Consider the following 26,528-nt stretch of genomic DNA (forward strand, 5'->3'; position numbering starts at 1 on the left):
AAATAAATATGGGATTGAATCTATATGAATGGAACAATTGATTTTTTCTCGCCATCAGGCGAGAAACTCGCTAGCACGGCCGAAATGACAGGTGCAGCTCCTGCCAAAAGTGGAGCGATCCGCATACCTGTTTCAGCAAGAGATGTCACGGGCGTACAAAAGGATAAGAACGCCCTTAATATCTTAACGAAAGATAATCAAAAAATTGTCATCAAAGACTTTTTCGGCGATGCGAAAAAGAAGCTCGTTTTTGATGATGGTAAGGAGATTTTTGAAGGGGATTATCTCCCTAACGAACAATTCAACGGTCTGCAATTTAAACCATTACAGAGTATTGATGAGGTATTTGAAGGGGCTGAAACGGCTGCAAACGACAGTGACGATTATGTATGGGTCGTGCCTTTAATTGCGGCAGCTGCTATTGGCGGTCTCGGGATTGCCGCGATAAATCATAAAGGCAGCAGCAGTAAGATTAAGGGCCGGGATACGGCCAAAGATAAGCTCGACAATGCCAAAGACGACGCCAATAAGGCGATCGACGACATGGAGCATCTGACCGACAAGGAGAAGGACGATGCCCACAAGGCCGTTGATGAGGCCAAAAATGAGGATGAGGTAAATAAAGCCGTTGAAGATGCGGCTGACAAGAACCTTGAGGGAGCCAAGGACGACGCCGATAAGGCGATCGACGACATGGAGCATCTGACCGACAAGGAAAAGGATGATGCCCACAAGGCCGTTGATGAGGCCAAAAATGAGGACGAGGTAAACAAAGCCGTTGATGATGCGGCTGACAAGAACCTCGAGGGTGCCAAGGACGACGCCGATAAGGCGATCGACGACATGGATCACCTGACCGACAAGGAGAAGGACGATGCCCACAAGGCCGTTGATGAGGCCAAAAATGAGGATGAGGTAAATAAAGCCGTTGATGATGCGGCCGAGAAGAACCTCGAGGGGGCCAAAGACGACGCCGATAAGGCGATCGACGACATGGATCACCTGACCGACAAGGAAAAGGATGATGCCCACAAGGCCGTTGATGAGGCCAAAAATGAGGACGAGGTAAACAAAGCCGTTGATGATGCGGCTGACAAGAACCTCGAGGGTGCCAAAGACGACGCTAATAAGGCGATCGACGAGATGGAGCATCTGACGGACGAGCAGAAAGATGATGCCCACCAGGCCGTTAACGATGCGACCGACGTTCCGGGCGTGGAAAAAGCGGTGGAGGATGCAGCAGAGAAGAACCTCGAGGGCGCCAAAGACGACGCCAACAAGGCGATCGACGACATGGAGCATCTGACCAACGAGGAGAAAGACGACGCCCACAAGGCCGTTGATGAGGCCAAAAACGAGGATGAGGTCAACAAAGCCGTTGAGGACGCAGCAGAGAAAAATCTCGAGGGCGCCAAAGACGACGCCAATAAAGCGATCGACGACATGGAGCACCTGACGGACGAGCAGAAGGACGATGCTCACCAGGCTGTTAACGATGCGACCGACGTTCCGGGCGTGGAAAAAGCGGTGGAGGATGCAGCAGAGAAGAACCTTGAGGGCGCCAAAGACGACGCCAACAAGGCGATCGACGAGATGGGGCACCTGACGGACGAGCAGAAGGACGATGCTCACCAGGCCGTTAACGATGCGACCGACGTTCCGGGCGTGGAAAAAGCCGTTGAGGACGCAGCAGAGAAAAATCTCGAGGGCGCCAAAGACGACGCCAACAAGGCGATCGACGAGATGGAGCACCTGACGGACGAGCAGAAGGACGATGCTCACCAGGCCGTTAACGATGCGACCGACGTTCCGGGCGTGGAAAAAGCCGTTGAAGACGCGGCTGAGAAAAACCTCGAGGGAGCCAAAGACGACGCCAGCAAAGCGATCGACGAGATGGCATACCTGAGCGATGAGCAGAAAGACGCAGCTCACCAGGCCGTAAACGTTGCGACCGACGTGCCGGGCGTGGAAAAAGCACTGGACGATGCCGCCAAAGCTAACCTCGAGGGAGCCAAAGACGACGCCAACAAGGCGATCGACGAGATGGAGCATCTGACGGACGAGCAGAAAGACGACGCTCATAAGGCCGTTAATGACGCGACCGATATCCCGGGCGTGGAAAAAGCACTGGACGATGCCGCCAGCCTCAATGTTGAAGACGATTCTTCATTCCTGGGCGATATTATCAGTGGCATATGGAATGCGATTATTGCAATTCCTAAAGGAATTTTAGAAGCACTTAAGTCGGTTATTTCGAAATTAGGTGATTACCACTTCTTGCTCGAATCAGGTCCTGCTGCCCTGACCGGTGTTGCATTGATCGTTTGGGAAGCGGTGGTTGAAATTATTCACGTGCCATTAAGCTTCTTGTCTAACATGGCTCAGTGGGTTATTGGCTTTACTACAGGTATTTTGGGCGGAATTTGGGGACCGTTAGGCACCATTCCACATATCCTGAATGGCATATTGATTCTCGTAGATGGTGCAGTTAATGCCATTAAAATTATCGTCGAAAGCATCGGTATTGGCGTTATTACCCTCCCTGCGATCATTACCGGGGCAATTGCCTGGGTGATTACCCTTGCTAAAGGGATTGGTGCTTTGTTAAGTGGCGACTCTTCCGCGATGGAAGATTTCATCTCTGACCTTTCACAATCATTTTTGCAAAACCCACTTATCCCATTAGTACTGGGTGATCTGTTCGTCGCGTTTATGGTTATTCCTAAACTGGCCGTTGAGGTAATCGCTGTCATTGCTGAGTGGATCCTGGGAATTATCACCGTAGTGATGCAATGGATCCCAGGGTTGATCCCGGTCGTCAGCGTAGTCTCTGATTTCACCCTTGCCATTGATGGTGTTGTTATTGCTATTCATTATGGCTTGAGTAGCGTTATAAACCTGATTACAAAACTGGGAATGGCATTGATCATGGGGCTCCCGATTGCTATCAGCACGGGGACATCAGCAGCCGCCATTATTGAAGCCTTTATAAAAGGCGTCCTCGGTCTTAACTCTGATGAGGATACCTCGGATAATCCAATCAATAATATTATTGATTCTATTATCGATTTTATTAGTTCGCCAATCAGCAGTATCGGAGATATTATTTCTTCAATCTTCAGTAACATTGGTAAATTCATCGAAGATCCGTTCGGCGTTATCGGCGAAATGTTTCAGAATGTTATTGATATGATTCTTAGCCCATTCAAGGGTATTATCGATGCGGTTGTCTCGGTTATTGATTTTATTACCAGTCCGTTTGAAGCAGTGGGTAATATCATCAGCGGTATAATGGAAGTCATCGGTAATATCATCAGCGATCCGTTCGGTGCTATCGGCGATATGTTCCAGAAGGTCATTGATCTGATTCTCAGCCCGTTCAAGGGTATTATTGATGCAATTGGTTCCATTTTTGATTTCATAACAAATCCGATTGATGCGATATTTAATTTGATCGGCAACCCAATTGCACTGGCGTTCAAATTTATCACTGACCCGGTCGGAACAATTACCGAGTTGTTCAACAATGTCATTGATACCCTCCTGAGTCCGTTTAAGGGAATCATTGATTTTATCGGAAATATTATTTATGGCATTACCCACCCACTGGAAACGATCTCTAATATCATTAACGATATTATAGCGAAAATCTTCGGCGGCTCATCCGACGAACCTGCCGATGCTGTTGCTGAGTCGCTCAATGCCATTCTGGATACCGTTGAATCAGCAGCTGAGGTCGTAACACCGGCGGCTGAAGCAATTGACAGCCTGCTCGTTCGTGCAGAGGGGGCTGTTGATAATTTCCTGGAGGCTCCGGTTGAATTCGTCTTTGGGGAAAGCAACGAGAAAGGCTCTTCTGTCAAAGATTTGACCGAAATTACGAGTACGCTCGATGAGTTAGCGGGTTATGCCGATGCTAATGTTGTTTCGCTGACCGAAATGGCTGAGGCGCAGGCTTCGCAGGAAGCAATTACGCCAGCGGTAAGTGAAGAGCTCACAGAGGCGCAGCTTGCTTCTGTCATGGAGGAAAGCAACGCCAGCGAGATTGATTTGGATTCACTCATTGGTGCAGAAAACGAGCTCATCGTAGCAGAGAATAATGCTCAGGATGAGCAACGCAGCGTCGAAGATACCGGAGGATATAGCGTATTTGAACAAATTATCAGTCAGCTACAGTTAAACGAAGATAGTTATCAGTTTGCTGCTGCATAATATTAAGTAATCACCTTTCCCAACAGCTTTATATATTGAGCTGTTGGGATTGGTCAGCCACATGTCTTATAAAAAGTGGCTTCTTATCAGCGCCATGAAGTATCTCTTCATCACGGATGCCAGAAACACATCATCATGGAATGATAACGCGTTGTATTTATAATTCAGGGAGATATTCAGTGGGACTTACTCATAAAACACTACTCTATTTATCCGTTACCATGGGAAATCTGTTAACGATCGCGGATGCTTCTTGTGAACTTATAACTTATCCCGTTTCATTTATTAATGAGGATAAATCATCTGCATCATCTGCATCATCTGCATCATCTGCATCATCTGCGACTTTCGAACCGAAAAAAGATCGGAACAGTGATGCCTCTGTTGTATATGCCAGGACTGTGGAAGCGAGCCCGTTACCAAAGAAACACGCTCCTGTGGCATCAGCGGCGGCGACTAAAAAAAATATCACTACTTCAAAAGAGAAATATAGCCTGCGCAGCGCAATATGGATGGCAGTCAGCTGGCACCCGGAAATAAAACGGGCAAAAGCTGAAACTGAAAGACTTAAGTCTATGGTGGATGAGGTCAGATCTGCATATTATCCTAATGTAGAAATGGGCCTTAATTCAGGAATAGAAAAAGATGGTTATACTGACGACAATAACAAAACCAATCAGCTAAACGTCTCAGTTGAACAGATGATTTATGATTTCGGCAATACTGGCGACAGGGTAGAGCTTTCTGAGCTTAACGTCATCGGTGCTAATTATGAAGTTGAAAAAGAGGTTAACGACATCCTCTATCAAACCATTAACGCTTATTTACAGATAGTTCGTTATCATCAGCTCATTGCCGCCGCCAGGGATCGCATTGACGGTTTTACTAAGATCAGAGATATAACAAAAAAACGCGTAGCCCTGGGGGCCAGCGCTGAATCTGACTACTCTCAGGCCAGCCTCAGAGTGGCCGAATCGCTCTCGAACTATAATGATTATATTTCTCAGTATAAAAAATGGTCAGCAACGCTGGATTATCTGCTAAACAAAGAGATTGCTTCCAGGATTATCATGGAGTTTCCTGCTGACGTTGAAGAACTCTACAATAAAATATTACGTGATAATCCAGCTAATATTGAATCTCCGGCGATCAGGATTGCCAGGGCAAAAATAGAGATCTCGAAAAAACAAATTGATGTGCAAAGAAATGGGCATTACCCGAAGATCACGTTGACACCTTACTATGAACACGATTTGACATCCCAATCAACCGGTAACAGCGTTGCGAAAAATCGCGATCGCTATGGCGCATTTATAAATGTAAAAGTCCCGCTTTATCAGGGGGGATCAGTGTCATCTAAAGTACAGCAAGCACAAGAAGCGCTAAATACTGCACAATTTAACTTAGATGCTGAACAAAATAATGCTAAACAGAAAATGATGGAATTTTCCAGCCAAATTATAAACACGAAAATCAGCCTGGAAAACAAACTGGAGCGGGAACAAAGTGCTATACGAACCCGGAATCTTTATATGTCTCAGTATCTGGAGTTAGGGACTCGATCATTCTCCGATTTAACCAGCGCTGAATCGGAGATCCACCAGACCAAAGCAGACATTATTAACAGTCATTATGCGATATCGAATCTTGCCCTTGAAAGTCTCTACTATGCTGGCAAGTTAATGAATTTATTACAAGATAAAAGGTAATATAGTGCAAGATATGGATTTCTTTTCCTGTATGGAAAGTGATAGTGACGCCAAAGAGTACTATCTGGAACAATGGAAAAGTGCGTTGGTTAATATTGCTCACCACTATCGACTCAATGTGTCAGAACAGAATATTCTGATAACATCGTTATGGCATGACAATGAGCCAACCCGGAAAATCATAGAAAACATGAGTCGTCGGGCCGGGCTTTCGTTTAAAGAAGACTTTGTTGATGGCTATCGGTTTAATTCCTGGCTCTTTCCTCAGGTGCTGGAAATGAAAGACGGGCGTCTGGCCATTATCAAAAGCATTGATGAGGATAAAAATTTTGTTATCTCGTTTATTGAAGACGGTGAGCTGATCTCGTTAGTGCCGGAAGAGCAGGTTCGCGCTGAAGGGCGCCGAATTATTACCTTGCGGCCGGCAAAAAACGTCTCCGATTCCCGAATTGACGATTATATCAAACCGGCTGAGAAGTACTGGGTCTGGAAGATTATTTTTGCTGACATGAAGCCATACTACCTGGTCATACTGGGTTCACTGTTTGTCAATATTCTGGGCCTGGCGGGTATCACTTACTCGATGCAGACCTATGATCGAGTCATTCCTGCGCAATCTCATCCCACAATGTGGGTGCTTTTTATCGGCGTGGTTGTGGCGCTGATTTTTGATTTCACCTTACGCTTAATCCGCTATAGCGTAACGGATATTCTGGGAAAACGTGCCGATCTGATTATTTCAGACAGGGTATTTGGCAGGGCCCTGAGGATTAAAAATGCCTACCGCCCAAAATCCACTGGTTCGTTTATTTCTCAGCTAAAGGAGCTGGAACAGGTTCGTGAAATGATGACCTCGTCGACCGTCGTCGCAATTACGGATTTGCCGTTCTTCTTTATGTTCCTGGTGATTATCTATTTTTTGGGTGGGATCGTCTTCCTCGTGCCTTTGGCCGGGGCAATTCTTATGGTGCTTCCTGGTTTGTTGAGTCAAAAGAAACTTTTCCGTCTGGCCAATACGGCCACGAGAGAATCCAGCCTGCGTAATGCCATGCTGGTCGAAACGGTTCAGGGGCTGGATGACATCAAATTTTTACAGGCTGAGCATCGTTTTCAACAGCAATGGCTGCACTACATTAAGACGACATCAGAAAATAGTCTGGAACTAAAACATCTGACACATACGTTAACCACATGGTCTTATTTAGTCCAAAGTTCGGTGTTTGTTTGCCTGGTCCTGGTAGGGACCCCGTTTGTTATGTCCGGCGATCTGTCTACCGGAGCATTAGTCGCCTCATCCATTCTTAGCTCAAGGATGATGGCACCCATTGCACAAATTGCCAACATCATTACTCGCTGGCAACAAACCAAAGTGGCGATGACGAGCCTCGACTCGATTATGCAATTACCCATTGACCAGCCGGAGCATCAGCGCTTGATCCATAAGAAATTTATCGAAGGTAAATATTCGATAAAAAATGCCTCCTTTATGCATCATGCCGATGGCCAGAAAATAGCCGTGAGCGTTGACTCACTGGAGATCAAAGCGGGTGAGCGTATTGCAATACTTGGGCGTAACGGTTCGGGGAAATCATCGCTGTTAAACGCGCTTTCAGGAATGATGCACCAGAGGTCCGGAGAGGTGATCCTGGACGGTATTAATATCAATGATATCGACCCCGCCGATCTGCGTCGCGATGTTGGATATCTGAGCCAAAACTCCCGGCTTTTTTTCGGTTCGCTCAGGGAGAACATTACGCTGGGCTCTCCGTTGGCGCGCGATGAGGATATTGTTGAAGCAATCAAGATTACCGGAGCCATTAATTTCATTAACCAACTTCCGTCTGGTTTAGATTATATTATCCAGGAAGGTGGCCATGGTCTTTCAGGTGGGCAGCAGCAAACAATTTTGCTGGCAAGACTGGTGTTGCGTAATCCTAATATTGTGATTATGGATGAACCAACTTCTTCTCTTGATGATGTTACTGAAGATGAGTTTGTCAAAAAAATGGGCGGCTGGATTTCTGGTAAAACAGTAATTATTGCCACCCATCGTAAAAAAATATTGAATCTCGTTAACCGGACTATCGTTGTATCTGGCGGAAGGATTGTGTTAGATAAAAGCAAGAATGAGATTATCGATGAAATGTAACCATATATTTTCAAGGTCGATATATTTATATTGTTGTCCAGCTATTTCGGGTGATCATTTTTAATGAAAAATACTTATGAAAAATTAAAAAATAAATTTCTGTCTGCCAAAGACTTTTGTCAGCATGTGTTTTTTACAACCGATAAGGACGCCATCCGTCAGGTACGGGCGACCGATGAATTTACGCTTGCCGATACCCATGGTGGCGTAAAGACCAGCCGGGCCCTTTATATCCTGCTCAGCATTGTCTTTTTCCTCAGTATATTTTTGCTGTGGGCCTCGATGTTCAGTATTGATGAGGTCTCTAAAGGCGATGGTCGGGTAATCCCCAGTTCGAAAGAGAAAATCATTCAGTCTCTTGATGGCGGGATCCTCGATAAGATAAATGTTACGGAGGGGCAAATCGTTCAGGCGGGAGATATTATTGCCAGCCTGGATACGATAAGAACCCAGGCTGCAGTGATGGAGTCTGAATCTAAATATCGGGCTTTATTGGCCAGCAAGGTCAGGCTGCTGGCGGAGATAAGCGACCGCCCTTTGGCGTTTCCTGACGAGCTGAATGATTTTCCTGAAATCACCGACAGAGAAAGGATACTTTATACGTCGAGAAAAAATAATTATATTTCGTCGATTAAAGATATCCAGGCATCTAAGGTGTTATTAAACAATGAGCTGGCGATCAATACACGGCTTATGGCGCAGGGTGCATCAAGTAAAGTCGACGTTATCAGACTCAGGAAGCAGCTGGTCGATCTGAACATGAAAGAGTCAGAGCTGAATTACAACTATCAGGTCAGATCGGGCGAGGAGCTATCCAGAATTTCCGGAGAAGTGGATTCACTGTATCAAAAGATCGTTGGCCAGCGCGATTTGCTGAAAAAATCGACCATTACTTCGCCGGTCAGAGGGATTGTAAAGAATATAGAAATTAACACAATTGGAGGGGTTATTCCTCCTAATGGCACCATCATGAACATCGTTCCCCTTGACGATCGCCTGCTTATTGAAGCAAAGATCTTGCCGCGCGATATCGCCTTTATTCATCCCGGACAGCGTGCAATCGTCAAAATCACCGCATATGACTACTCAATTTATGGCGGCCTGGACGGTGAAGTGGTAACAATTTCTCCTGATACCATTTCAGACCCTCAAAAACCTGAAGTTGTCTTTTATCGTGTCTATATCAGGACGACAAAAGATCATTTACAGACCATGGACAACAAACAGCATTTTATCTCTCCAGGGATGGTGGCCAGCGTTGATATTAAGACCGGTAATAAGACCATCCTCCAGTACCTGATTAAGCCATTTAACAAAGTTGGTGAAGCATTGCGGGAAAGGTAAGGGAAGCGCCTTTTCGGGGATTAAGCATGCCATTGATGCATTTAGCTAAAATGGGCTACCACTTTTTAATCGCCATTCAAAAATGGGGCAGCAAAAAGGCCACTCGCGAAAGTGGCCTAACTGTATGTATTTACTGCTTAAATTTGGTGGCCCCTGTTGGGTTTGAACCAACGACCAAGCGATTATGAGTCGCCTGCTCTAACCACTGAGCTAAGGGGCCGTGGCGGGGAATTATAAAGGAACTGGCGGGTGCAATCCAGCACCACGCGCATGGTTGCTGTTTTTATAAACAAATGGTTTTTCAATCCTTTATACTTTGGTTATCTCTCAGTAAGACAGGAAAGGCGATGATCAACGATATTCTGGCACCTGGTCTGCGCGTGGTGTTCTGCGGCATTAATCCCGGCAAATCGTCGGCACACACCGGGTTTCACTTTGCTCATTCTGGTAATCGCTTCTGGAAGGTGATTTATCAGGCCGGTTTTACCGACAGGCTGTTAAAGCCTGAAGAGGAGCAGCAGCTACTCGATACCCGCTGCGGCATTACCATGCTGGTCGAACGCCCTACGGTGCAGGCCAGCGAAGTGGCGCTGCATGAGCTGCGAAGTGGAGGAAGAGGGCTGATTGGTAAGATAGAGAGCTACCAGCCTGCGGCGTTGGCGATTCTGGGTAAGCAGGCGTACGAACAGGCTTTCAGCCAGCGTGGAGCGCAGTGGGGCAAGCAGCCGACGTCCATTGGCGCGACTCAGGTTTGGGTACTGCCAAATCCGAGCGGATTAAATCGTGCGACGCTGGATAAGCTGGTTGAGGCGTACAGAGAGCTCGATCAAGCGTTGATAGCTCGAGGGTTATAACCCGGCGTCCGACGCCGGGTCTGGCAAGATTAGAGCTGATTCGCCTGGTTGATCATCGACTGGCCTAACGTGCTCTGAATACGGTAACAAAGCGATTTCATACGCGAGTCGTAGGCGCCGGTCACCAGATCGTCAATCTGTGGGTTCAGATTTTCTTTCACTGAAAGGTACTGGCTGGTTTTACGGGTCAGCACCTGCATTTCACCGCTGTAGCGTTTATAGCTCTTGGGATTATAGGTTTTAAGCGCGGTCAGTTGTTTCACGCAGGTATCGTTGGCGATAAGAGTGGGGGCGCTGCTGACGGTTTGCGCGACAGCGGGCTGAGGCTCCACCACGACGGGCTGGGCAGGGGGCGGTGTGACCACGGATTTCGGCATATTTTGCGGTTTGTTGACGCATCCTGCCAGCGCGATGCAAAGCATCAGAAGCCAAGTTTTATTCATTATGTTTTTAATTCCTGCGAGGTTTTCAATAGTCTAAAAGGAAATCATGACGCGATGCAGTGTCTGATTCACCTCATCTCTAAGCGCCATTAAAAGGAAAAAACTTAATATCTTAGGGGAAAATTCTGCGCCGATGAGTATAGAGCGTCACCGGGCAGGTTCAAAGATTCATAAACGGCCAAAAGTCAGGCTAAAACCGCAGATTGGGTGATGAAAGCGGCCTGATGAGCAAAAAAAAGCCACACTTGCGTGTGGCTTTTTTGTCGCGGATAAAGCGTAAACGAAATTAATCGTCCAGGAAGCTACGCAGCACTTCAGAACGGCTTGGGTGACGCAGCTTGCGCAGCGCTTTCGCTTCGATCTGACGGATACGTTCGCGGGTTACGTCGAACTGTTTACCCACTTCTTCCAGAGTGTGGTCGGTGTTCATGTCGATGCCAAAGCGCATACGCAGAACCTTCGCTTCACGCGCGGTGAGGCCCGCCAGCACGTCGTGCGTTGCCGCACGCAGGCTTTCAGTGGTCGCTGAATCCAGCGGCAGCTCGAGGGTAGTATCCTCGATGAAATCGCCCAGATGTGAATCTTCATCGTCACCGATTGGGGTTTCCATGGAGATAGGCTCTTTGGCAATTTTCAGTACTTTGCGGATTTTGTCTTCCGGCATCAGCATACGTTCGGCCAACTCTTCCGGCGTCGGCTCGCGGCCCATTTCCTGCAGCATCTGGCGGGAGATACGGTTGAGCTTGTTGATGGTCTCAATCATATGCACCGGAATACGGATGGTGCGTGCCTGATCCGCGATGGAACGGGTGATCGCCTGACGGATCCACCAGGTTGCGTAAGTGGAGAACTTGTAGCCGCGACGGTATTCGAACTTATCAACCGCTTTCATCAGGCCGATGTTGCCTTCCTGAATCAGGTCGAGGAACTGCAGACCGCGGTTGGTGTACTTCTTGGCAATGGAAATAACCAGACGTAAGTTCGCTTCAACCATCTCTTTCTTCGCACGGCGGGCTTTGGCCTCACCGATGGACATGCGACGGTTGATATCTTTTACCTGTTCAATGGTCAGGCCGGTTTCTTCTTCAATCTGCTGCAGCTTCTGCAGGCCGCGCTGAACGTCGCCTTTCACATCGTTCAGTTTTTCAGACCACGGCTTATTCATCGCTACGGCGGCGTTGAACCAGGTTTCGCTGGTTTCGTTGCCGGTGAACAGGGTGATGAAGTTTTTCTTCGGCATTTTGCACTGTTCAACGCACAGCTTCATGATGATACGTTCCTGAATACGAACGCGCTCCATCATGGTCCGCATGCTGTTGACCAGGTAATCGAACTGTTTTGGCACCAGGCGGAACTGTTTGAATACTTCAGACAGCTTCTGGATCTCTTCCTGCGCCGCCGCGTGGCTACGACCTTTAGCTTTGATCGTGTCGCGGGTCAGTTCGTACTGAGTGCGCAGCTCACCGAATTTTTCACGCGCCAGTTCCGGATCGATGCTGTTGTCATCATCGCTGGAATCGTCGTCGCCGTCCTCTTCGTCTTCATCTTCGTCATCATCCTGCTCTTCCTGAGAGAGCTCAGAACCGACGTGGGTGGCGGTTGGTGCCATCTCTTCTTCAGCGTTAGGATCGACGAAGCCCGTGATGAGATCGGACAGACGCGCTTCCGCGGCTTCCACGCGATCGTACTGCTCAAGCAGGTAGGTGATCGCTTCCGGGTATTCTGCAACGGAGCACTGCACCTGGTTGATGCCGTCTTCGATACGCTTGGCGATGTCGATTTCGCCTTCGCGGGTCAGCAGCTCAACGGTCCCCATTTCGCGCATGTACATGCGCACCGGGTCGGTGGTACGACCGATTTCAGATTCAACGCTGGACAGCACCTGAGCAGCCGCTTCTTCCGCGTCCTCATCGGTGTTGTTTGAGTTTTCAGCCAGCAGGAGATCATCGGCATCCGGTGCTTCTTCCATCACCTGAATGCCCATGTCATTGATCATTTGGATGATGTCTTCGATCTGATCGGAGTCGACGATATCTTCCGGCAGATGGTCATTGACCTCGGCATAGGTCAGATAGCCTTGCTCCTTACCACGCTGGACAAGAAGCTTAAGCTGTGACTGCGGGTTTTGCTCCATAAGACGGTATCCACACTTAATTCATTGATTGGTGTCGGTCGGCGAAAACGAGTTACCGACTTTTAAAGCGAGGGCCTGCTTATATTATTGCCGCTGCGCCTCGGGGCGGCTTTCGGGGGCTTCCCGATTGATATTCGGCACTTAAGCCGTTGAATTCATTTTTTGGCCAGTTCCTGGTTCAGCGTCCAGAGTTCCCGGCGTTCTTCACTGCTTAATCCGTGTGTGCGGTCGCGAGCTATCAACTCTTCTTGCCGCTGGACCAGCAGTGAATCAAACATATGGTTTAACGAGTCGGTGAAAGTTTGTTCAGCGATTTCCTTATCTGCTATATCGTCCCACATCGACAGTTTTTCAAGGGTTGCGGCCTCATTTGTGCCGCGATACTGCTCAAGCATTTGGCCCGTTGTCAGTCCAGGCTGCGACAAACAAGTGTTGACCAGTTCAGAAAATAAGCCAAGCCCAGGCAGCTTTTTCGGATCAAGCCCGGTCAAAGGCGGCACTAGAGCAGCAAGCTCAGGGTTTTGCACCAGTAACCCTATCAGTATACGCATGGTCGTGCGTTTTAGCTGAGGCGCGGGGCGGGCAGCGCCATTTTCTGCCTGTTTTGGCATTAAACGTTCAAGCTGCGCGTCGTCCAGGATCCCAAGCTTCTTGCCCAGCTCCTGGCGCAGATAAATACGCAGCGTTTCACCCGGGACCTGGGTAATCAGCGGCAGCGCCAGCGTACTGAGCTGTGCGCGCCCGTCCGGGGTGCTTAAATCGACCTGCGGCATCAGGCTGTTAAACAGAAACGTGGAGAGCGGCTGTGCCTGCTCCATCCGTGCTTCAAACGCTGCTTTGCCCTCTTTACGCACCAGCGTATCCGGATCTTCGCCGTCCGGCAGAAACATAAACCGCAATTGACGGCCGTCAGTCATATACGGCAGCGCGGTTTCCAGCGCTCGCCATGCGGCATCGCGGCCTGCACGGTCGCCGTCGTAGCAGCAGATGACCTGATTGGTCACCCTGAACAGCAGCTGAATGTGATCGGCTGTAGTAGAGGTGCCCAGTGACGCGACGGCATAATTAATGTCGTACTGCGCAAGCGCCACCACATCCATATAGCCTTCGACCACCAGCAGACGCTGCGGTTCAGCTTCGGTTTGCTGCGCTTCATAAAGGCCGTACAGCTGGCGGCCCTTATGGAAAATATCGGTTTCCGGAGAGTTGAGGTATTTCGGCAGGGCATCGCCCAACACGCGGCCACCAAAACCTATCACCCGGCCTCGCTTATCGCGGATGGGGAACATCACCCTTTCGCGGAAGCGATCGTAGCTGCGTCCTTGATCGTTGGTGACTAACATGCCCGCATCGGTCAGCGACTGCTGATTTTCCCGGTTGTTGCCAAAACGCTTCAGGACGTTATCCCAGCCCGGTGGCGCATAGCCAATCGCAAACCGGGCGATGACTTCGCTGCTTAAACCACGCTTTGTCAGGTACTGACGCGCAGGTTCGGCGACGGGTTGGTTCAGGGATTGCTGATAAAACGCGCTCAGACCATCCATGAGCTGATAGAGACTTTGCCGCTGATGGCGCTCTATCTGGGTTGGGCCAGAGCCTGCTTCGTACGGGACTTCGAGGTTGTGCATGGCCGCCAGCTCTTCGACGGTTTCCACAAACTCGAGCTTGTCGTAGTTCATCAGAAAGTCGACGGCGTTCCCGTGCGCACCACAGCCGAAGCAGTGGTAAAACTGTTTCTCACCGTTGACGGTGAAAGAAGGGGTTTTTTCGTTGTGGAACGGACAACACGCGTGATAATTCTTGCCCTGCTTTTTCAGCTTAACGCGCGCATCGATCAGATCGACGATGTCGGTTCTCGCCAGCAGGTCATTGATAAAGACACGTGGGATTCGTCCGGCCATAAGCCCCGTTAAGTTTTACCAATACATAAACGAAAATAAGCCGCGCATTCCTTCCGGAAGCACGGCCTTTACAGCTTAAACTCGGTCTGGATTGAGAGCGTGCGCTCCCAACAGATTAGTACAGACGAGTGCGGCGTGCGTTTTCGCGAGCCAGTTTCTTCGCGTGACGTTTCACAGCAGAAGCTTTAGCGCGCTTACGTTCAGTCGTTGGTTTTTCATAGAACTCACGACGACGAACTTCCGCCAGAACACCTGCTTTCTCGCAGGAACGCTTGAAGCGACGCAGTGCTACGTCGAACGGCTCGTTTTCACGTACTTTAATTACCGGCATGTAACTCTCACCTTTATAAATTCGGTTTGCCGCTGGCATCAACGCCAGCTTATTTCAAAATGGTGCGGAATTTTACTGCAACTGTCGCTGCTTTGTAAAGCACCAATGCCGTTTTTGAACGGGACTTTTGTAAGGGGCACGAGTATACACGAAGTCACCCCTGAGGGTATACATCAACCCGCATTCGCCCTACACTGCGCGGTATTGAAACGAGGTAAAACGAACCATGCGTGTACTGGGAATCGAAACATCCTGCGACGAAACCGGCATCGCCATTTATGACGATGTGAACGGATTGTTAGCCAACCAATTGTATAGTCAGGTGAAACTGCACGCTGACTACGGCGGCGTGGTGCCGGAGCTTGCCTCCCGCGATCACGTGCGGAAAACCGTTCCGCTGATTCAGGCAGCGCTGAAAGAAGCGAATCTGTCGGCAAAAGAAATTGATGCCGTGGCCTATACCGCAGGTCCGGGTCTGGTGGGCGCGCTGTTAGTTGGCGCAACAGTGGGGCGCGCGCTGGCGTTCGCATGGAACGTACCGGCCATCGCCGTTCACCATATGGAAGGCCATCTGCTGGCCCCGATGCTGGAAGATAATCCGCCGGAATACCCGTTTGTGGCGCTGCTGGTTTCCGGTGGCCACACGCAGCTGATAAGCGTAACGGGCATTGGTGAGTACGAGCTGCTAGGCGAATCTATTGATGATGCGGCAGGCGAAGCCTTCGACAAAACGGCGAAGCTGCTGGGGCTGGACTATCCCGGTGGCCCGATGCTGTCAAAACTGGCTTCTCAGGGCGCAGAAGGGCGCTTTGTTTTCCCTCGTCCGATGACGGATCGTCCGGGGCTGGACTTCAGCTTCTCCGGCCTGAAAACGTTCGCTGCGAATACGATTCGCTCGAACGGCAATGACGATCAAACCCGCGCCGATATCGCCCGTGCGTTCGAAGATGCGGTCGTTGATACGCTGATGATCAAATGCCGCCGTGCTCTGGATCAAACGGGCTTTAAGCGTCTGGTGATGGCGGGCGGCGTAAGCGCCAACCGCACTCTGCGCGCGAAGCTCGCCGAAATGATGCTCAAGCGTAAAGGCGAGGTGTTCTATGCGCGTCCCGAATTCTGCACCGATAACGGCGCGATGATCGCCTATGCCGGCATGGTGCGTCTGAAAACCGGCGTTCATGCGGATTTAGGCGTTACCGTCCGTCCTCGCTGGCCGTTGGCTGAACTGCCTGCCGCGTGATTTTTTCGCCGAGCGGCACTTCGTTTGCACCGGCCTACGGTTTGTCGGTCCGGTAAGCGAAGCGCCGCCCGGCATTGATAATCACCCCTTCAGCATTCCCTTATCTTCCAGAAACGCAATAATCGTCTTTAGCCCTTCTCCGGCTTTCAGGTTGCTGAAGGTCCAGGGTTTGTCGCCGCGCATGCGGTTGGTGTCGCGCTCCATCACTTCCAGCGATGCACCGACGTACGGGGCGAGATCGGTTTTGTTGATCACCAGAAAATCGGATTTGGTGATCCCCGGGCCGCCTTTGCGGGGGATCTTTTCCCCTTCCGCCACGTCGATTACGTAGATCGTCAGATCCGCCAGCTCCGGGCTGAACGTTGCGCTGAGGTTATCGCCGCCGCTCTCCACGAAGATCAGATCCAGATTGCCGAATTTCTCGCTTAATGCTTCCACAGCGGCGAGGTTCATCGACGCATCTTCACGAATGGCGGTATGCGGGCAGCCGCCCGTTTCCACGCCGACGATGCGCTCAGGGTCCAGTGCACCCGCTTCGGTGAGGATGCGCTGATCTTCTTTGGTGTAGATGTCATTGGTGACGACTGCCAGGTGATATGTATCGCGCATTGCTTTACACAACGCTTCCAGCAGGGCGGTTTTACCGGAGCCCACCGGGCCGCCGACGCCGACGCGCAGCGGGTGTTTGTAACTTGCCATACCTTCTCCTCAGGAACGGAATATCCGGGAATATTGGGTTTCGTGACGCGCCGAAGCGATGGCCGAAAGCGGCGTCGCGGAACCGATCTCTTCGTCTGGGCAGTTCAGCCCCCGTTCAACGCCTGCGGCATAGCGCTCGCAGAGTGTCATTATTAATTTCTGCGCGGCCTGCTGCCCGAACGGCACGAGCTTCACGCCGGCCATCACCGCGCTTTCGATCCAGCTGTATCCGAGCGTCAGGGCCAGCTCGTGCAGGTTTATCTGCCAGCGCACGCCAAGCCACGCCATGCCGCACAGCTGGCTCTGGTTAAACAGAGTGCGCCATTGCGCCGGGCATTCCGGATGCCAGTCGTAGAGCAGGCGGGTGAACGCCTGGCCGCGGTTACGTTCTTCTTCACGCAGCTCACGCGTTTCGCGACAGGCGAGCAGCCATGCCGTCCAGCGCTTCGCGGCTTCCGCATCGTCCTGCTCCCAGGCCTGATACAGTCGGGCGAGCAGCGGTAAATCAACGTGGAAAAAACTCTGCTCCATCTGCTGCGTTTGCCAGTGGGCAAAGGCGGCGCTGTCTTTCACCCAGCCTGCTTCGACTGCCCATTCCAGGCCCTGCGACCAGCTGTAGCCGCCGACCGGCAGGCTGCTGCTGGCGAGTTGAAACAGGCGCAGCTTTTGCGTGGCGCTGGTCATCAGTGGCTGTGCGAATGGCTGTGAGAATGATGATGTCCCTGCGCTTCGCTGGTGTACGCGCCGGCCTCAGGTTCGAACGGCAGATGTGCAAAGCTCACCTCAAGGCCGAACTGGCGCAGCATATCGTCGAGGACGTGGTCGTGATGAAAGCGCAGTTCGCCGGGCATGATTTGCAGCGGCACGTGGCGGTTGCCGAGGTGATAGCAGGCTTTGGCAAGCTGGAACGGATCGTCGCAGCGCACCACTGAAACGCCTTCATCGGCGGCGATCACTTCGATACATTCGCTGCCGTCTTCGCTGGAAAGAATGTCGCCGCCGCGCAGTAGCAGGCCGCGTGGCAGCATCAGCCCGGCTTCGCGCCCGTCGCTGAGTGTCACTTTGGCGCGACTTTTTACCCGCACGTCAATCGGCAGAGTGACGCTGGCGGTGAGGCTGTGCGCGTGTTCGACGCGCTGAGTCAGATACAGCATCTTTGCTCCTTAAAACAGAAAATAACGTTGCGCCATCGGCAGCACGTCCGCCGGCTCGCTGGTAATCAGCTTGCCGTTGACCTTCACTTCGTAGGTCTGGGCATCCACGGTGATATCCGGCTGTAAGCCGTTGTGGATCATGTCGGTCTTTTTCACCGTGCGGCAGCCTTTCACCACGGCAATCTGGCTTTTCAGCGCCAGCTTTTGCGGCACTTCGTTGTCGAGCGCTGCCTGGGAAATGAACGTCAGCCGCGTGTGATGACGCGCTGTGCCGAGCGCACCAAACATCGGACGATAGTGCACTGGCTGCGGCGTGGGGATAGACGCGTTGATGTCGCCCATCGGGGCCATCACGATCATCCCGCCTTTGACGATCGTTGCAGGCTTCACGCCGAAGAATACGGGAGACCAGAGTACAAGATCCGCCAGTTTTCCCGCTTCGATGGAGCCGACCTCATGGGCAATGCCGTGGGTTAACGCCGGGTTGATGGTGTATTTGGCGATGTAGCGCTTCACGCGGAAGTTATCGTTATCGCCGGTTTCTTCCTCCAGCGCGCCGCGCTGTACCTTCATGCGATGCGCTACCTGCCAGGTGCGCAGAATGACTTCGCCCACGCGGCCCATGGCCTGTGAATCTGAGGAGGTCAGCGAGAACGCGCCGATGTCGTGCAATACGTCTTCGGCGGCAATGGTTTCCCGGCGAATGCGCGATTCGGCAAAGGCCACGTCTTCGGCGATATCCGGCGACAGGTGATGGCAGACCATCAGCATGTCCAGGTGTTCGTCGATGGTATTGACGGTGTAGGGCAGCGTCGGGTTGGTGGAGGAGGGCAGAATATTCGGGTGTGCGCAGGCGGTGATGATGTCCGGCGCATGGCCGCCGCCCGCGCCTTCGGTATGAAATGTGTGAATAGTCCGGTCGCCAATAGCCGCCAGGGTATCTTCAACAAAGCCTGATTCGTTCAGGGTGTCGCTGTGCAGCGCCACCTGAATATCCATCTCTTCGGCGACCGTCAGCGAACAGTCGATGGCAGCGGGCGTGGCGCCCCAGTCTTCGTGAATCTTCAGGCCGACCACGCCTGCGGCGACCTGCTCCCGGAGCGTGTCTGGATTCGAACTGTTGCCTTTGCCGAGCAGGCCAATATTGACCGGCAGTGAATCGATAGCCTGAAGCATCCGGCTGATATACCACGGTCCGGGCGTACAGGTGGTGGCGTTGGTGCCTGCCGCCGGTCCCGTGCCGCCGCCGATCATCGTTGTCACGCCGGAGACCAGTGCTTCTTCCGCCTGCTGCGGGCAGATCCAGTGAATATGAGTGTCGACGCCGCCTGCCGTCACGATCTTACCTTCGGCGGCGATCGCTTCGGTGCCTGCGCCGATCGGGATCGTGACGTTGGGCTGAATATCCGGGTTGCCCGCTTTGCCAATGGCAAAGATCCTGCCGTCCTTTACGCCGATATCGGCCTTCACGATCCCCCAGTGATCGACGATCAGCGCGTTGGTAATCACCAGATCCACGCAGTCGTTACTCAGCATCTGGCCCTGACCCATGCCGTCGCGGATCACTTTGCCACCGCCGAATTTGACCTCTTCGCCGTAGGTGGTGAAGTCGTCTTCGACTTCGATCCACAGTTCGGTGTCAGCAAGGCGGACTTTATCACCCGTTGTCGGGCCAAACATGTCGGCGTACGCCTGACGGGAAATCTCAGTCATGCTTTTGCCTCCAGCTCGCCCATTACGTCTGCGCGAAAGCCGAAAATACGCTTCTCTCCCGCGACGGCGACCAGTTCGACTTCACGCTTCTGGCCGGGTTCAAAGCGCACGGCGGTGCCTGCCGCGATGTTCAGTCGGAAGCCTTTGCAGGTGTCGCGCTCGAACTTCAGGGCCGGGTTCACTTCATAAAAATGGTAGTGCGATCCGACCTGGATCGGACGGTCACCGTGGTTCTCGACGATGACTTTTCGCGTTTCGCGGCCTGTATTCAGGGCAATATTGCCATTTTGGATCTTGTATTCACCGGGGATCATGGCGGTACCTCAGAGTATCGGATTGTGCACGGTGACGAGCTTGGAGCCATCCGGGAATGTGGCTTCTACCTGAATATCGGGGATCATTTCCGGCACGCCTTCCATTACCTGGTCGCGAGTCAGCACATGGCGGCCATCCTCCATCAGCGAGGCCACGCTTTTGCCGTCGCGTGCGCCTTCCATGATGAAGGCGCTAATCAGCGCCACGGATTCCGGATAGTTGAGTTTTACTCCTCGGGCGAGGCGGCGTTCAGCCACCAGCGCCGCGGTGAACAGCAGCAGTTTGTCTTTTTCTCTGGGCGTCAGTTCCATAGCGTTCTCTCAGGTCAGCCAGATGCGGGGAAGCAGAGGCGATTTGTTCAGTAACTGCGGTCGAAGCTGCTGCCAGACGTCACGCATTGCGCGCTGGCAGACCAGGTTATCGTGCGACAAAAAGCGGACCATCAGCAGGCCGTCGGCAAGCGTGGCACCGGCGAAGGCGTCAAGCGGCACAAGCCTGTCGCGCACGTCCTCAAGCATGTGTTCATCGGCGGGATAGCACGTCAGGCTGCCAACCCACGGCTGTTCGGCCACGGCGCTTAAGTCACCGTTGCTCAGGCGCAGGCGCTCAATCAGCAGCGGCTCGCCGTTCTTCCACACTTCAAGACGGTTGCTGATATCGCCTTCGCTAAAGCGTTCTCCCATCACCGGGCGGCCAAAGCAGAACAGATCCCAGGCGAGCAGCTTTGCGCCTTCCTGCAAATGGAAAATGCTGTGCAGCGTGGCGCGGGCAGCGGGAAAGAAGATGGTGTCCTGCGGCAGCCATTCGAGAATGGCGTTTTCGCCGATGTCAAAACGCTGGTGAAGTTGAGACTGCGGGCCGCAGCTTCGGTAGAACTTGCTCGCGCCGGGCATAGTGATAAGCGTATGGCTGCCGTCTTCAAGGGTGACGTTGATAGCCAGCTCATCGCCACCAACGATGCCGCCGGGTGGGTGAAGCAGGTAAAGGTGGCAGGTTTCGCCCTCGGGATAAAAGGGGCGCTGGACGGTGAGCGGACCGTAATGGCGGCCGGAAGCCAACACTGTTTTTTCCGGCGTGCGGCGAAACAGCAGATCGAGCGTGGCGCGCCAGCCCGTATGTTCACTTTTCGGTACTGCGCCAGGCAACGAGGCACCCCTGCAATCGCGTGAATAATCAGACGATAATGAGTATGGATCAGCGTGCAGGCTTCGCGATCATAGGAAACGCTTATGATGTTAAGTAAATGCAATAATTGATGTCGCCGCCCGAACGGCGGCGAAGGGGAAACTATTCCTGCAGTTTTTTCTTGCGCTTGAGGCGCGACCAGATTTTGGTTTCCTGACGTCGCCACAGGCGCTGAATATTGTCATGATGGCGCAGCAAAATCAGGCAGGAAAGCATGGATACCGGGAAGGTGTACTGCGGTTTGAACCACCAGACGTAAAACGGCGCAACCAGCGCGCTGACGATGGCGCCCAGCGATGAATAGCCGCTCAGCAAAATAGTCAGTAGCCAGGTGCCGGCCATCACGCCAGTTAGATCCCAGCCGATAGGCGCGATAGCACCAAACGCCGTAGCAACGCCTTTGCCCCCGCGAAAGCCAAAGAAGATAGGCCAGATATGCCCGAGACAGGCTGCGATAGCGACGAGGCCGAGCCAGAACGGGGTGAACCCCAGCGCCCAGGCACCCCAGGTCGGCAACATGCCTTTGAGGATGTCGAAGATTAAGACTGCTACGGCTGCTCCCTTGCCGCCAATTCGTAAAACGTTGGTCGCCCCGGGATTCCCGGAACCGCTCACGCGTGGGTCAGGCAGACCCGCGATGCGGCAGACCAGAATGGCGCTGGAAATTGAGCCGCAAAGGTAGGCGAGGAAGACCATTCCAGGCTCGATTGCACTCATAACGCTGTTCCGTTTTGAAAATGTATCGGTATTCTCTTCATCTGTGGATAATACGCATATTTTGCCGGAAGTGGTATCCGGCACGGGCAAAAAGCAGGCAGGGCGTGATGGATATTGTATTTATAGAGCAACTTTCGGTTATCACCACTATTGGTGTTTATGACTGGGAACAGACCATCGAACAGAAGCTGGTGTTCGATATCGAAATGGCGTGGGACAACCGTAAATCAGCTGCCAGCGACAACGTTGAGGATTGCCTGAGCTATGCCGATATCAGCGAGGCGGTCATCGCCCATGTGGAAGGCGGGCGTTTTGCGCTGGTGGAACGCGTGGCGGAAGAAGTCGCGCAGATTCTGCTGACGCGCTTTAACTCACCGTGGGTGCGCATCAAACTCAGTAAACCGGGGGCCGTGGCGCGTGCGGCAAACGTGGGCGTTATCATCGAGCGTGGCACAAATCTGAAACCGTAAGAATAAATTCATCACAAGTAAACGAAACGCCGATAGTTATGTCTTAGAGCTGGATTCTTTTTAGCAGCTTCTTTTTTCTATTATTTAAGGGTTTATTGAATGAGCGATATGCACTCGCTGCTGGTAGCGGCTATCCTGGGTGTTGTCGAGGGACTGACGGAGTTTTTACCTGTTTCCAGCACCGGCCATATGATTATTGTCGGCCATTTGCTGGGTTTTGAGGGCGAAACAGCAAACACGTTTGAGGTGGTTATCCAGTTAGGATCGATCCTTGCGGTGGTGGTGATGTTCTGGCGTCGTCTGTTTGGTCTGATCGGCATCCATTTTGGTCGTCCACCGGTGCATGAAGGTATGGGGACAGGTCGCCTGTCGCTGATTCACGTGCTGCTGGCGATGATCCCGGCGGTGGTGCTTGGGCTGGTGTTGCACGATGCCATTAAATCGCTCTTCAACCCGGTAAACGTGATGTATGCGCTGGTGGTCGGCGGCGTGCTGCTGATTGCCGCTGAGCTGCTGAAGCCGAAAGAGCCGCGCGCAATGGGCCTGGATGATATGACTTACCTTCAGGCGTTTGCTATCGGCTGCTTCCAGTGTCTGGCGCTGTGGCCGGGCTTCTCCCGCTCGGGTTCCACCATCGCGGGCGGGATGCTGCTTGGCGTGAGCCGCTATGCGGCGGCAGAGTTTTCCTTCCTGCTGGCGGTGCCGATGATGATGGGCGCGACGGCGCTCGATCTCTATAAGAGCATCGGTTTCCTGACCAGCTCTGATATTCCGATGTTTGCCGTAGGCTTTGTGAGTGCGTTCGTGGTGGCGCTGTTTGCCATCAAAACCTTCCTGCACATCATCAAACGCATCACCTTTATTCCGTTCGCTATCTACCGCTTTGTCGTGGCGGCAGCGGTCTACGCGGTGTTTATGTAACCTGCGGACAGCGTTTGTCCTTCCACTGCGCGACGGCGTCAATGCGGCGTCGCGTCAGTTCTTCCCGCACTTCAGGCCCCTTGAATCCTGCCTCAATCACCGGTTTTGTCGGCACGGATTTCGTTATCTCCCACGCTTCGCGCAACAGACGCCCCTGCGGATAATCGCAGGCTTCAAACGTGGTGCGTCCGCGCACGTCGGCTTCGCTGGTGAGCGCCAGCTGCTCGACCCGCTGCGGTTTGCGCCAGGCATCCAGGGAGTCAAAGAGCTTCACGATCGTCGCCGGTTTGAGAATGGGCAGGGTGTGAATGAGGTCGTGGAATTCCGCCACCAGTTTCGCCAGATCGCGCATCTCGTTAGGCACGCGTAACCGGGCGCAAAGCTGTTCGACAAGCTTTACGCCAGCCAGGCCGTGGCCATGGTGGCGCGGCCAGAACTCTTTTGGCGTGAGTGCCTTACCGAGATCGTGGCACAGCGTGGCGAAGCGTACGTCAACGGCTGGCGTCAGCATTGCTGCCATCGTCAACGTCATCAGCGTATGTACGCCGGTGTCGATTTCAGGGTGCCATTTGGCTGGCGCGGGCACGCCGTATAGCGCATCAATTTCCGGAAAGAGTACCTTTAACGCACCGCAGTCGCGCAGCGTCTGGAAGAATACCTGCGGGTTTCGTGTGCTCAGTGCGTTCTCGGTTTCTTTCCATACGCGTTCCGGCGTGAGATGTTCAAGCTCACCTGCGGCGGTCATGTCGCGCATCAGCGTCATGGTTTCATCGGCGATGCGGAAACTCAAATGCGCGTAGCGGGCGGCAAACCGCGCCACGCGCAGTACGCGAAGCGGATCTTCACTGAAAGCCGGGGAAACATGGCGCAGCAGGCGGTTTTGCAGATCGGCCTGACCGTGATACGGGTCGATAATATCGCCGCTTTCGTCCTGGGCAAGGGCGTTAACGGTCAGGTCGCGGCGCTGTAAATCCTGCTCCAGCGTAACGTCCGGAGCGGCGTAGCAGGTGAAACCGGTATAGCCTGAACCGGATTTTCGCTCGGTGCGGGCGAGGGCGTACTCTTCGTGAGTTTTCGGATGGAGAAAAACAGGAAAATCGCGACCTACCTGCTGGTAGCCCGCGTCGAGTATTTGCTGTGGGGTGGCGCCGACAACGACCCAATCTTTGTCTTTGACCGGCAGGCCTAACAACGCATCACGTACTGCACCACCGACCAGATATGTCTTCACGCCAACCTTCTCCCCTCACTGTTTTATCTGCTGATAATACGTAAGTGTAGAGGAGATGGCTAATCAGGCCGATGCTGGCATCAGTTCATCCAGCGATCGTTGCGTTTGCGGCTTGGCACCAGGCGCGGCAAAACCAGACCCAGAATCAGGCCTACGCCGAGCACACCGCCGCCGTACATAAACCACTGCATGATGATGGTGCGCTGCTTGTCATCGAGCTGCAGATTGGCGGCATTCACCTTTTTCTGCGCCACGATAAGCTCGTTTTTCAGCTTCTGGTTTTCGGCTTTCAGGCTGTTGATGACGCTGTCGCTTCCGGCGACTTTTTTCTGCATGTCTGCCGTGCGTTGGTTCCAGGTACCGTCAATATTGTTCAGCTTGTCGGTCAGGGTTTTGACCTGGTTTTCGAGATCCGGTACGCGAGTTTTGAAGCTCGGTTCGCTTTTCAGCTCTTTCAGCGGGATCCATGCGGTACGGCCGTTGCTGTCGCGCACCTGGCCATACTGGGTGTTTTCATTGGTCTGCAGCAGGGTGACGGCTTCACCGGCGGTGACGGTGCCCGCAAGGCGATAGTTGTCGCCGGGACCGCTGCGTACCCAGGTATTCAGCTCATCAGAAACGTAGCGAGTTTCTTCCGCGTGAACGGCAGCAGAAGCGCTAAGGGCAAGTAAAGTTAATCCAACCAGGCGTAATTTAAGCATCGGGTCTTCGTTATTTTCATAAAGTGAGTCGATAGTAAAGGCATCAGTCTGACGATGCCAGGCATTCTACGGCAATCAGAATCGTCCAGGAGGCGATTGCATGGCAAAGTACCGCGAAATACACTCTACTGACAAAAAAGATGCGCGGAAGTTCGGCGTAACGATCAATCAAGGCTTCGCAACCATAAGAAATCAGTCATGGATCAGGAAATCGAATTAAAGTTCATCGTTGAGCAGCACGGCGTGGAGACGCTGCGCCGGCAGCTCAATACCCTCACCACGGAACACATTCCGGCGGCACAGCTTCTCAATATCTATTACGAAACCGCCGACAGCTGGCTGCGTCGTCACGACATGGGGCTACGCATTCGTGGCCACAACGGCCGCTATGAAATGACGATGAAAATTGCCGGGAAAGTGGTGGGCGGCCTGCACTCGCGACCTGAATACAATATCGACCTCGATAACGCCGAACTGGCGCTGGAAAAGCTGCCGGCTGAAGTCTGGCCGCAGGGTAAGCTGCCGCCGGAGCTGGCCTCGCAGGTGAAGCCGCTGTTCAGCACCGATTTTTACCGCGAAAAGTGGCTGGTAAACCACAACCAGAGCCGGATTGAGCTGGCGCTGGATTTGGGCGACGTCAAAGCGGGCAACCATCAGGAGCCGATTTGTGAGCTGGAGCTGGAGCTGCTGCACGGCAGCGTGGACGATATTCTGGATTTGGCCAAACAGCTGATTTCCGTGGGCGTGCTGCGTCAGGGTAGCCTCAGTAAGGCGGCTCGCGGTTACCACCTGGCGGCAGGTAATGCAGAACGTACTCTGAAAAAAGCTGAATTTAAAGAACAGGATAACGCGGCTCTCGAAGCGGCGCTGGCGCACTGGCAGTATCATGAAGAGCTCTGGCTGCGCGGCAACGCTGAGGCGAAAGCTGAAGTGCTGAAGGCGGTGGCGTTTATCCGTGACGCTCTCCAGCGCGAACACGAAATGGCTGCCGCGCAAATGGCGCAAATTGGCGAAGCGATTGTCAGCGCATCCGATGCGAAGAGTGCTGCCTTTAAGCCGCAAATCGCGCAGGCCAAACTGATGCTGACGGCTTTTCTGGTCACCG

Annotated in this window: 22 protein-coding genes, 1 tRNA gene and 1 pseudogene; 9 read left to right on the plus strand and 15 right to left on the minus strand. The window is 52.6% G+C overall.

Annotated features, from left to right (window positions below):
• Nucleotides 1–24: 24 nt before the first annotated feature.
• The 4 genes from AB1287_RS11680 to AB1287_RS11695 all read left to right on the plus strand — a co-directional run bounded on the left by AB1287_RS11680 (nucleotide 25) and on the right by AB1287_RS11695 (nucleotide 9,414).
• Complete coding sequence (locus tag AB1287_RS11680; protein WP_435617861.1) at nucleotides 25–4,212, plus strand: BapA/Bap/LapF family prefix-like domain-containing protein; 4,188 nt, start codon at nucleotides 25–27, stop codon at nucleotides 4,210–4,212.
• Nucleotides 4,213–4,391: 179 nt separating this feature from the next.
• On the plus strand, nucleotides 4,392–5,921 hold the full coding sequence (locus AB1287_RS11685; RefSeq protein ID WP_435617862.1) for a TolC family protein: 1,530 nt from the start codon (nucleotides 4,392–4,394) through the stop codon (nucleotides 5,919–5,921).
• Nucleotides 5,922–5,934: 13 nt separating this feature from the next.
• Nucleotides 5,935–8,070 carry a type I secretion system permease/ATPase gene (locus AB1287_RS11690; protein WP_435617927.1) on the plus strand — a complete coding sequence of 712 codons (2,136 nt, stop codon included), beginning with the start codon at nucleotides 5,935–5,937 and terminating at the stop codon, nucleotides 8,068–8,070.
• 63 nt (nucleotides 8,071–8,133) lie between these two features.
• Nucleotides 8,134–9,414 (plus strand): HlyD family efflux transporter periplasmic adaptor subunit, encoded by a 1,281-nt coding sequence (locus AB1287_RS11695; RefSeq protein ID WP_435617863.1) that lies wholly within the window; start codon nucleotides 8,134–8,136, stop codon nucleotides 9,412–9,414.
• A gap of 144 nt (nucleotides 9,415–9,558) precedes the next feature.
• Here AB1287_RS11695 and AB1287_RS11700 read toward each other — a convergent pair.
• A tRNA-Ile gene (locus AB1287_RS11700) sits at nucleotides 9,559–9,634 on the minus strand.
• A gap of 127 nt (nucleotides 9,635–9,761) precedes the next feature.
• Between AB1287_RS11700 and mug the strand changes: the two genes are divergently transcribed.
• Nucleotides 9,762–10,268 (plus strand): G/U mismatch-specific DNA glycosylase, encoded by a 507-nt coding sequence (mug, locus tag AB1287_RS11705; RefSeq protein WP_312625575.1) that lies wholly within the window; start codon nucleotides 9,762–9,764, stop codon nucleotides 10,266–10,268.
• Between the two features lie 29 nt (nucleotides 10,269–10,297).
• Here the strand turns inward: mug and AB1287_RS11710 are convergent, their stop codons facing one another.
• From AB1287_RS11710 to rpsU, 4 genes are all read right to left on the minus strand, one after another.
• Nucleotides 10,298–10,711 (minus strand): hypothetical protein, encoded by a 414-nt coding sequence (locus tag AB1287_RS11710; protein WP_435617864.1) that lies wholly within the window; start codon nucleotides 10,709–10,711, stop codon nucleotides 10,298–10,300.
• Between the two features lie 286 nt (nucleotides 10,712–10,997).
• On the minus strand, nucleotides 10,998–12,845 hold the full coding sequence (rpoD, locus tag AB1287_RS11715; protein WP_312625579.1) for an RNA polymerase sigma factor RpoD: 1,848 nt from the start codon (nucleotides 12,843–12,845) through the stop codon (nucleotides 10,998–11,000).
• Nucleotides 12,846–13,000: 155 nt separating this feature from the next.
• A complete protein-coding gene (gene dnaG / locus AB1287_RS11720) occupies nucleotides 13,001–14,746 on the minus strand; it encodes a DNA primase (protein WP_312625580.1) in 1,746 nt (581 codons plus the stop codon).
• A 115-nt stretch (nucleotides 14,747–14,861) separates the two neighbouring features.
• Nucleotides 14,862–15,077 carry a 30S ribosomal protein S21 gene (rpsU, locus tag AB1287_RS11725; protein WP_001144069.1) on the minus strand — a complete coding sequence of 72 codons (216 nt, stop codon included), beginning with the start codon at nucleotides 15,075–15,077 and terminating at the stop codon, nucleotides 14,862–14,864.
• Nucleotides 15,078–15,303: 226 nt separating this feature from the next.
• Here rpsU and tsaD point away from each other — a divergent pair, with 226 nt between their 5' ends.
• Entirely contained in the window at nucleotides 15,304–16,317 is a 1,014-nt protein-coding gene (tsaD, locus tag AB1287_RS11730) for a tRNA (adenosine(37)-N6)-threonylcarbamoyltransferase complex transferase subunit TsaD (protein ID WP_435617865.1), read from the plus strand.
• A gap of 81 nt (nucleotides 16,318–16,398) precedes the next feature.
• Here the strand turns inward: tsaD and ureG are convergent, their stop codons facing one another.
• The 8 genes from ureG to plsY form a co-directional block, all read right to left on the minus strand.
• Nucleotides 16,399–17,016: an urease accessory protein UreG gene (gene ureG, locus AB1287_RS11735; RefSeq protein ID WP_435617866.1), complete on the minus strand. Its 618-nt coding sequence runs from the start codon at nucleotides 17,014–17,016 to the stop codon at nucleotides 16,399–16,401.
• A 9-nt stretch (nucleotides 17,017–17,025) separates the two neighbouring features.
• Entirely contained in the window at nucleotides 17,026–17,700 is a 675-nt protein-coding gene (locus AB1287_RS11740; RefSeq protein ID WP_435617867.1) for an urease accessory protein UreF, read from the minus strand.
• On the minus strand, nucleotides 17,700–18,170 hold the full coding sequence (gene ureE, locus AB1287_RS11745; RefSeq protein ID WP_435617868.1) for an urease accessory protein UreE: 471 nt from the start codon (nucleotides 18,168–18,170) through the stop codon (nucleotides 17,700–17,702). The genes AB1287_RS11740 and ureE overlap by 1 nt, the downstream gene beginning before the upstream one ends.
• A 9-nt stretch (nucleotides 18,171–18,179) precedes the next feature.
• Entirely contained in the window at nucleotides 18,180–19,883 is a 1,704-nt protein-coding gene (gene ureC, locus AB1287_RS11750; RefSeq protein WP_435617869.1) for an urease subunit alpha, read from the minus strand.
• Nucleotides 19,880–20,197 (minus strand): urease subunit beta, encoded by a 318-nt coding sequence (locus AB1287_RS11755; RefSeq protein WP_312625586.1) that lies wholly within the window; start codon nucleotides 20,195–20,197, stop codon nucleotides 19,880–19,882. Before AB1287_RS11755 ends, ureC begins: the two co-directional genes overlap by 4 nt.
• A 9-nt stretch (nucleotides 20,198–20,206) precedes the next feature.
• Nucleotides 20,207–20,509 carry an urease subunit gamma gene (locus AB1287_RS11760; RefSeq protein ID WP_097162189.1) on the minus strand — a complete coding sequence of 101 codons (303 nt, stop codon included), beginning with the start codon at nucleotides 20,507–20,509 and terminating at the stop codon, nucleotides 20,207–20,209.
• 9 nt (nucleotides 20,510–20,518) lie between these two features.
• Complete coding sequence (locus tag AB1287_RS11765; protein WP_435617870.1) at nucleotides 20,519–21,343, minus strand: urease accessory protein UreD; 825 nt, start codon at nucleotides 21,341–21,343, stop codon at nucleotides 20,519–20,521.
• A gap of 142 nt (nucleotides 21,344–21,485) precedes the next feature.
• Complete coding sequence (plsY, locus tag AB1287_RS11770; RefSeq protein WP_435617871.1) at nucleotides 21,486–22,100, minus strand: glycerol-3-phosphate 1-O-acyltransferase PlsY; 615 nt, start codon at nucleotides 22,098–22,100, stop codon at nucleotides 21,486–21,488.
• A gap of 107 nt (nucleotides 22,101–22,207) precedes the next feature.
• Here plsY and folB point away from each other — a divergent pair, with 107 nt between their 5' ends.
• Entirely contained in the window at nucleotides 22,208–22,570 is a 363-nt protein-coding gene (gene folB / locus AB1287_RS11775; RefSeq protein ID WP_312625590.1) for a bifunctional dihydroneopterin aldolase/7,8-dihydroneopterin epimerase, read from the plus strand.
• A gap of 99 nt (nucleotides 22,571–22,669) precedes the next feature.
• Nucleotides 22,670–23,491 carry an undecaprenyl-diphosphate phosphatase gene (gene bacA / locus AB1287_RS11780; protein ID WP_312625592.1) on the plus strand — a complete coding sequence of 274 codons (822 nt, stop codon included), beginning with the start codon at nucleotides 22,670–22,672 and terminating at the stop codon, nucleotides 23,489–23,491.
• On the opposite strand, the gene AB1287_RS11785 is transcribed toward bacA, so the two are convergent.
• Nucleotides 23,484–24,722, minus strand: coding sequence for a multifunctional CCA addition/repair protein (locus AB1287_RS11785; RefSeq protein WP_435617872.1), 1,239 nt, complete (start codon nucleotides 24,720–24,722; stop codon nucleotides 23,484–23,486). The genes bacA and AB1287_RS11785 overlap by 8 nt on opposite strands.
• A gap of 80 nt (nucleotides 24,723–24,802) precedes the next feature.
• Nucleotides 24,803–25,423 (minus strand): TIGR04211 family SH3 domain-containing protein, encoded by a 621-nt coding sequence (locus tag AB1287_RS11790; protein WP_435617873.1) that lies wholly within the window; start codon nucleotides 25,421–25,423, stop codon nucleotides 24,803–24,805.
• 198 nt (nucleotides 25,424–25,621) lie between these two features.
• On the opposite strand from AB1287_RS11790, the pseudogene AB1287_RS11795 reads away from it, so the two are divergent.
• Nucleotides 25,622–26,524 (plus strand): annotated as a pseudogene (locus tag AB1287_RS11795) (inorganic triphosphatase); the annotation flags it as partial.
• Between the last annotated feature and the right edge of the window lie 4 nt (nucleotides 26,525–26,528).

Origin of the sequence: Scandinavium sp. UTDF21-P1B, from assembly GCF_040750395.1 — a bacterium.
Taxonomy (GTDB): Bacteria; Pseudomonadota; Gammaproteobacteria; order Enterobacterales; family Enterobacteriaceae; genus Scandinavium.

Coding starts and splice junctions, on each gene's coding strand:
- AB1287_RS11680 (WP_435617861.1), top strand. CDS start 25: ATGAATGGAACAATTGATTTTTTCTCGCCATCAGGCGAGAAACTCGCT.
- AB1287_RS11690 (WP_435617927.1), top strand. CDS start 5,935: ATGGATTTCTTTTCCTGTATGGAAAGTGATAGTGACGCCAAAGAGTAC.
- AB1287_RS11695 (WP_435617863.1), top strand. CDS start 8,134: ATGAAAAATACTTATGAAAAATTAAAAAATAAATTTCTGTCTGCCAAA.
- mug (WP_312625575.1), top strand. CDS start 9,762: ATGATCAACGATATTCTGGCACCTGGTCTGCGCGTGGTGTTCTGCGGC.
- AB1287_RS11710 (WP_435617864.1), bottom strand. CDS start 10,711: ATGAATAAAACTTGGCTTCTGATGCTTTGCATCGCGCTGGCAGGATGC.
- rpoD (WP_312625579.1), bottom strand. CDS start 12,845: ATGGAGCAAAACCCGCAGTCACAGCTTAAGCTTCTTGTCCAGCGTGGT.
- dnaG (WP_312625580.1), bottom strand. CDS start 14,746: ATGGCCGGACGAATCCCACGTGTCTTTATCAATGACCTGCTGGCGAGA.
- rpsU (WP_001144069.1), bottom strand. CDS start 15,077: ATGCCGGTAATTAAAGTACGTGAAAACGAGCCGTTCGACGTAGCACTG.
- tsaD (WP_435617865.1), top strand. CDS start 15,304: ATGCGTGTACTGGGAATCGAAACATCCTGCGACGAAACCGGCATCGCC.
- ureG (WP_435617866.1), bottom strand. CDS start 17,016: ATGGCAAGTTACAAACACCCGCTGCGCGTCGGCGTCGGCGGCCCGGTG.
- AB1287_RS11740 (WP_435617867.1), bottom strand. CDS start 17,700: ATGACCAGCGCCACGCAAAAGCTGCGCCTGTTTCAACTCGCCAGCAGC.
- ureE (WP_435617868.1), bottom strand. CDS start 18,170: ATGCTGTATCTGACTCAGCGCGTCGAACACGCGCACAGCCTCACCGCC.
- ureC (WP_435617869.1), bottom strand. CDS start 19,883: ATGACTGAGATTTCCCGTCAGGCGTACGCCGACATGTTTGGCCCGACA.
- AB1287_RS11755 (WP_312625586.1), bottom strand. CDS start 20,197: ATGATCCCCGGTGAATACAAGATCCAAAATGGCAATATTGCCCTGAAT.
- AB1287_RS11760 (WP_097162189.1), bottom strand. CDS start 20,509: ATGGAACTGACGCCCAGAGAAAAAGACAAACTGCTGCTGTTCACCGCG.
- plsY (WP_435617871.1), bottom strand. CDS start 22,100: ATGAGTGCAATCGAGCCTGGAATGGTCTTCCTCGCCTACCTTTGCGGC.
- folB (WP_312625590.1), top strand. CDS start 22,208: ATGGATATTGTATTTATAGAGCAACTTTCGGTTATCACCACTATTGGT.
- bacA (WP_312625592.1), top strand. CDS start 22,670: ATGAGCGATATGCACTCGCTGCTGGTAGCGGCTATCCTGGGTGTTGTC.
- AB1287_RS11790 (WP_435617873.1), bottom strand. CDS start 25,423: ATGCTTAAATTACGCCTGGTTGGATTAACTTTACTTGCCCTTAGCGCT.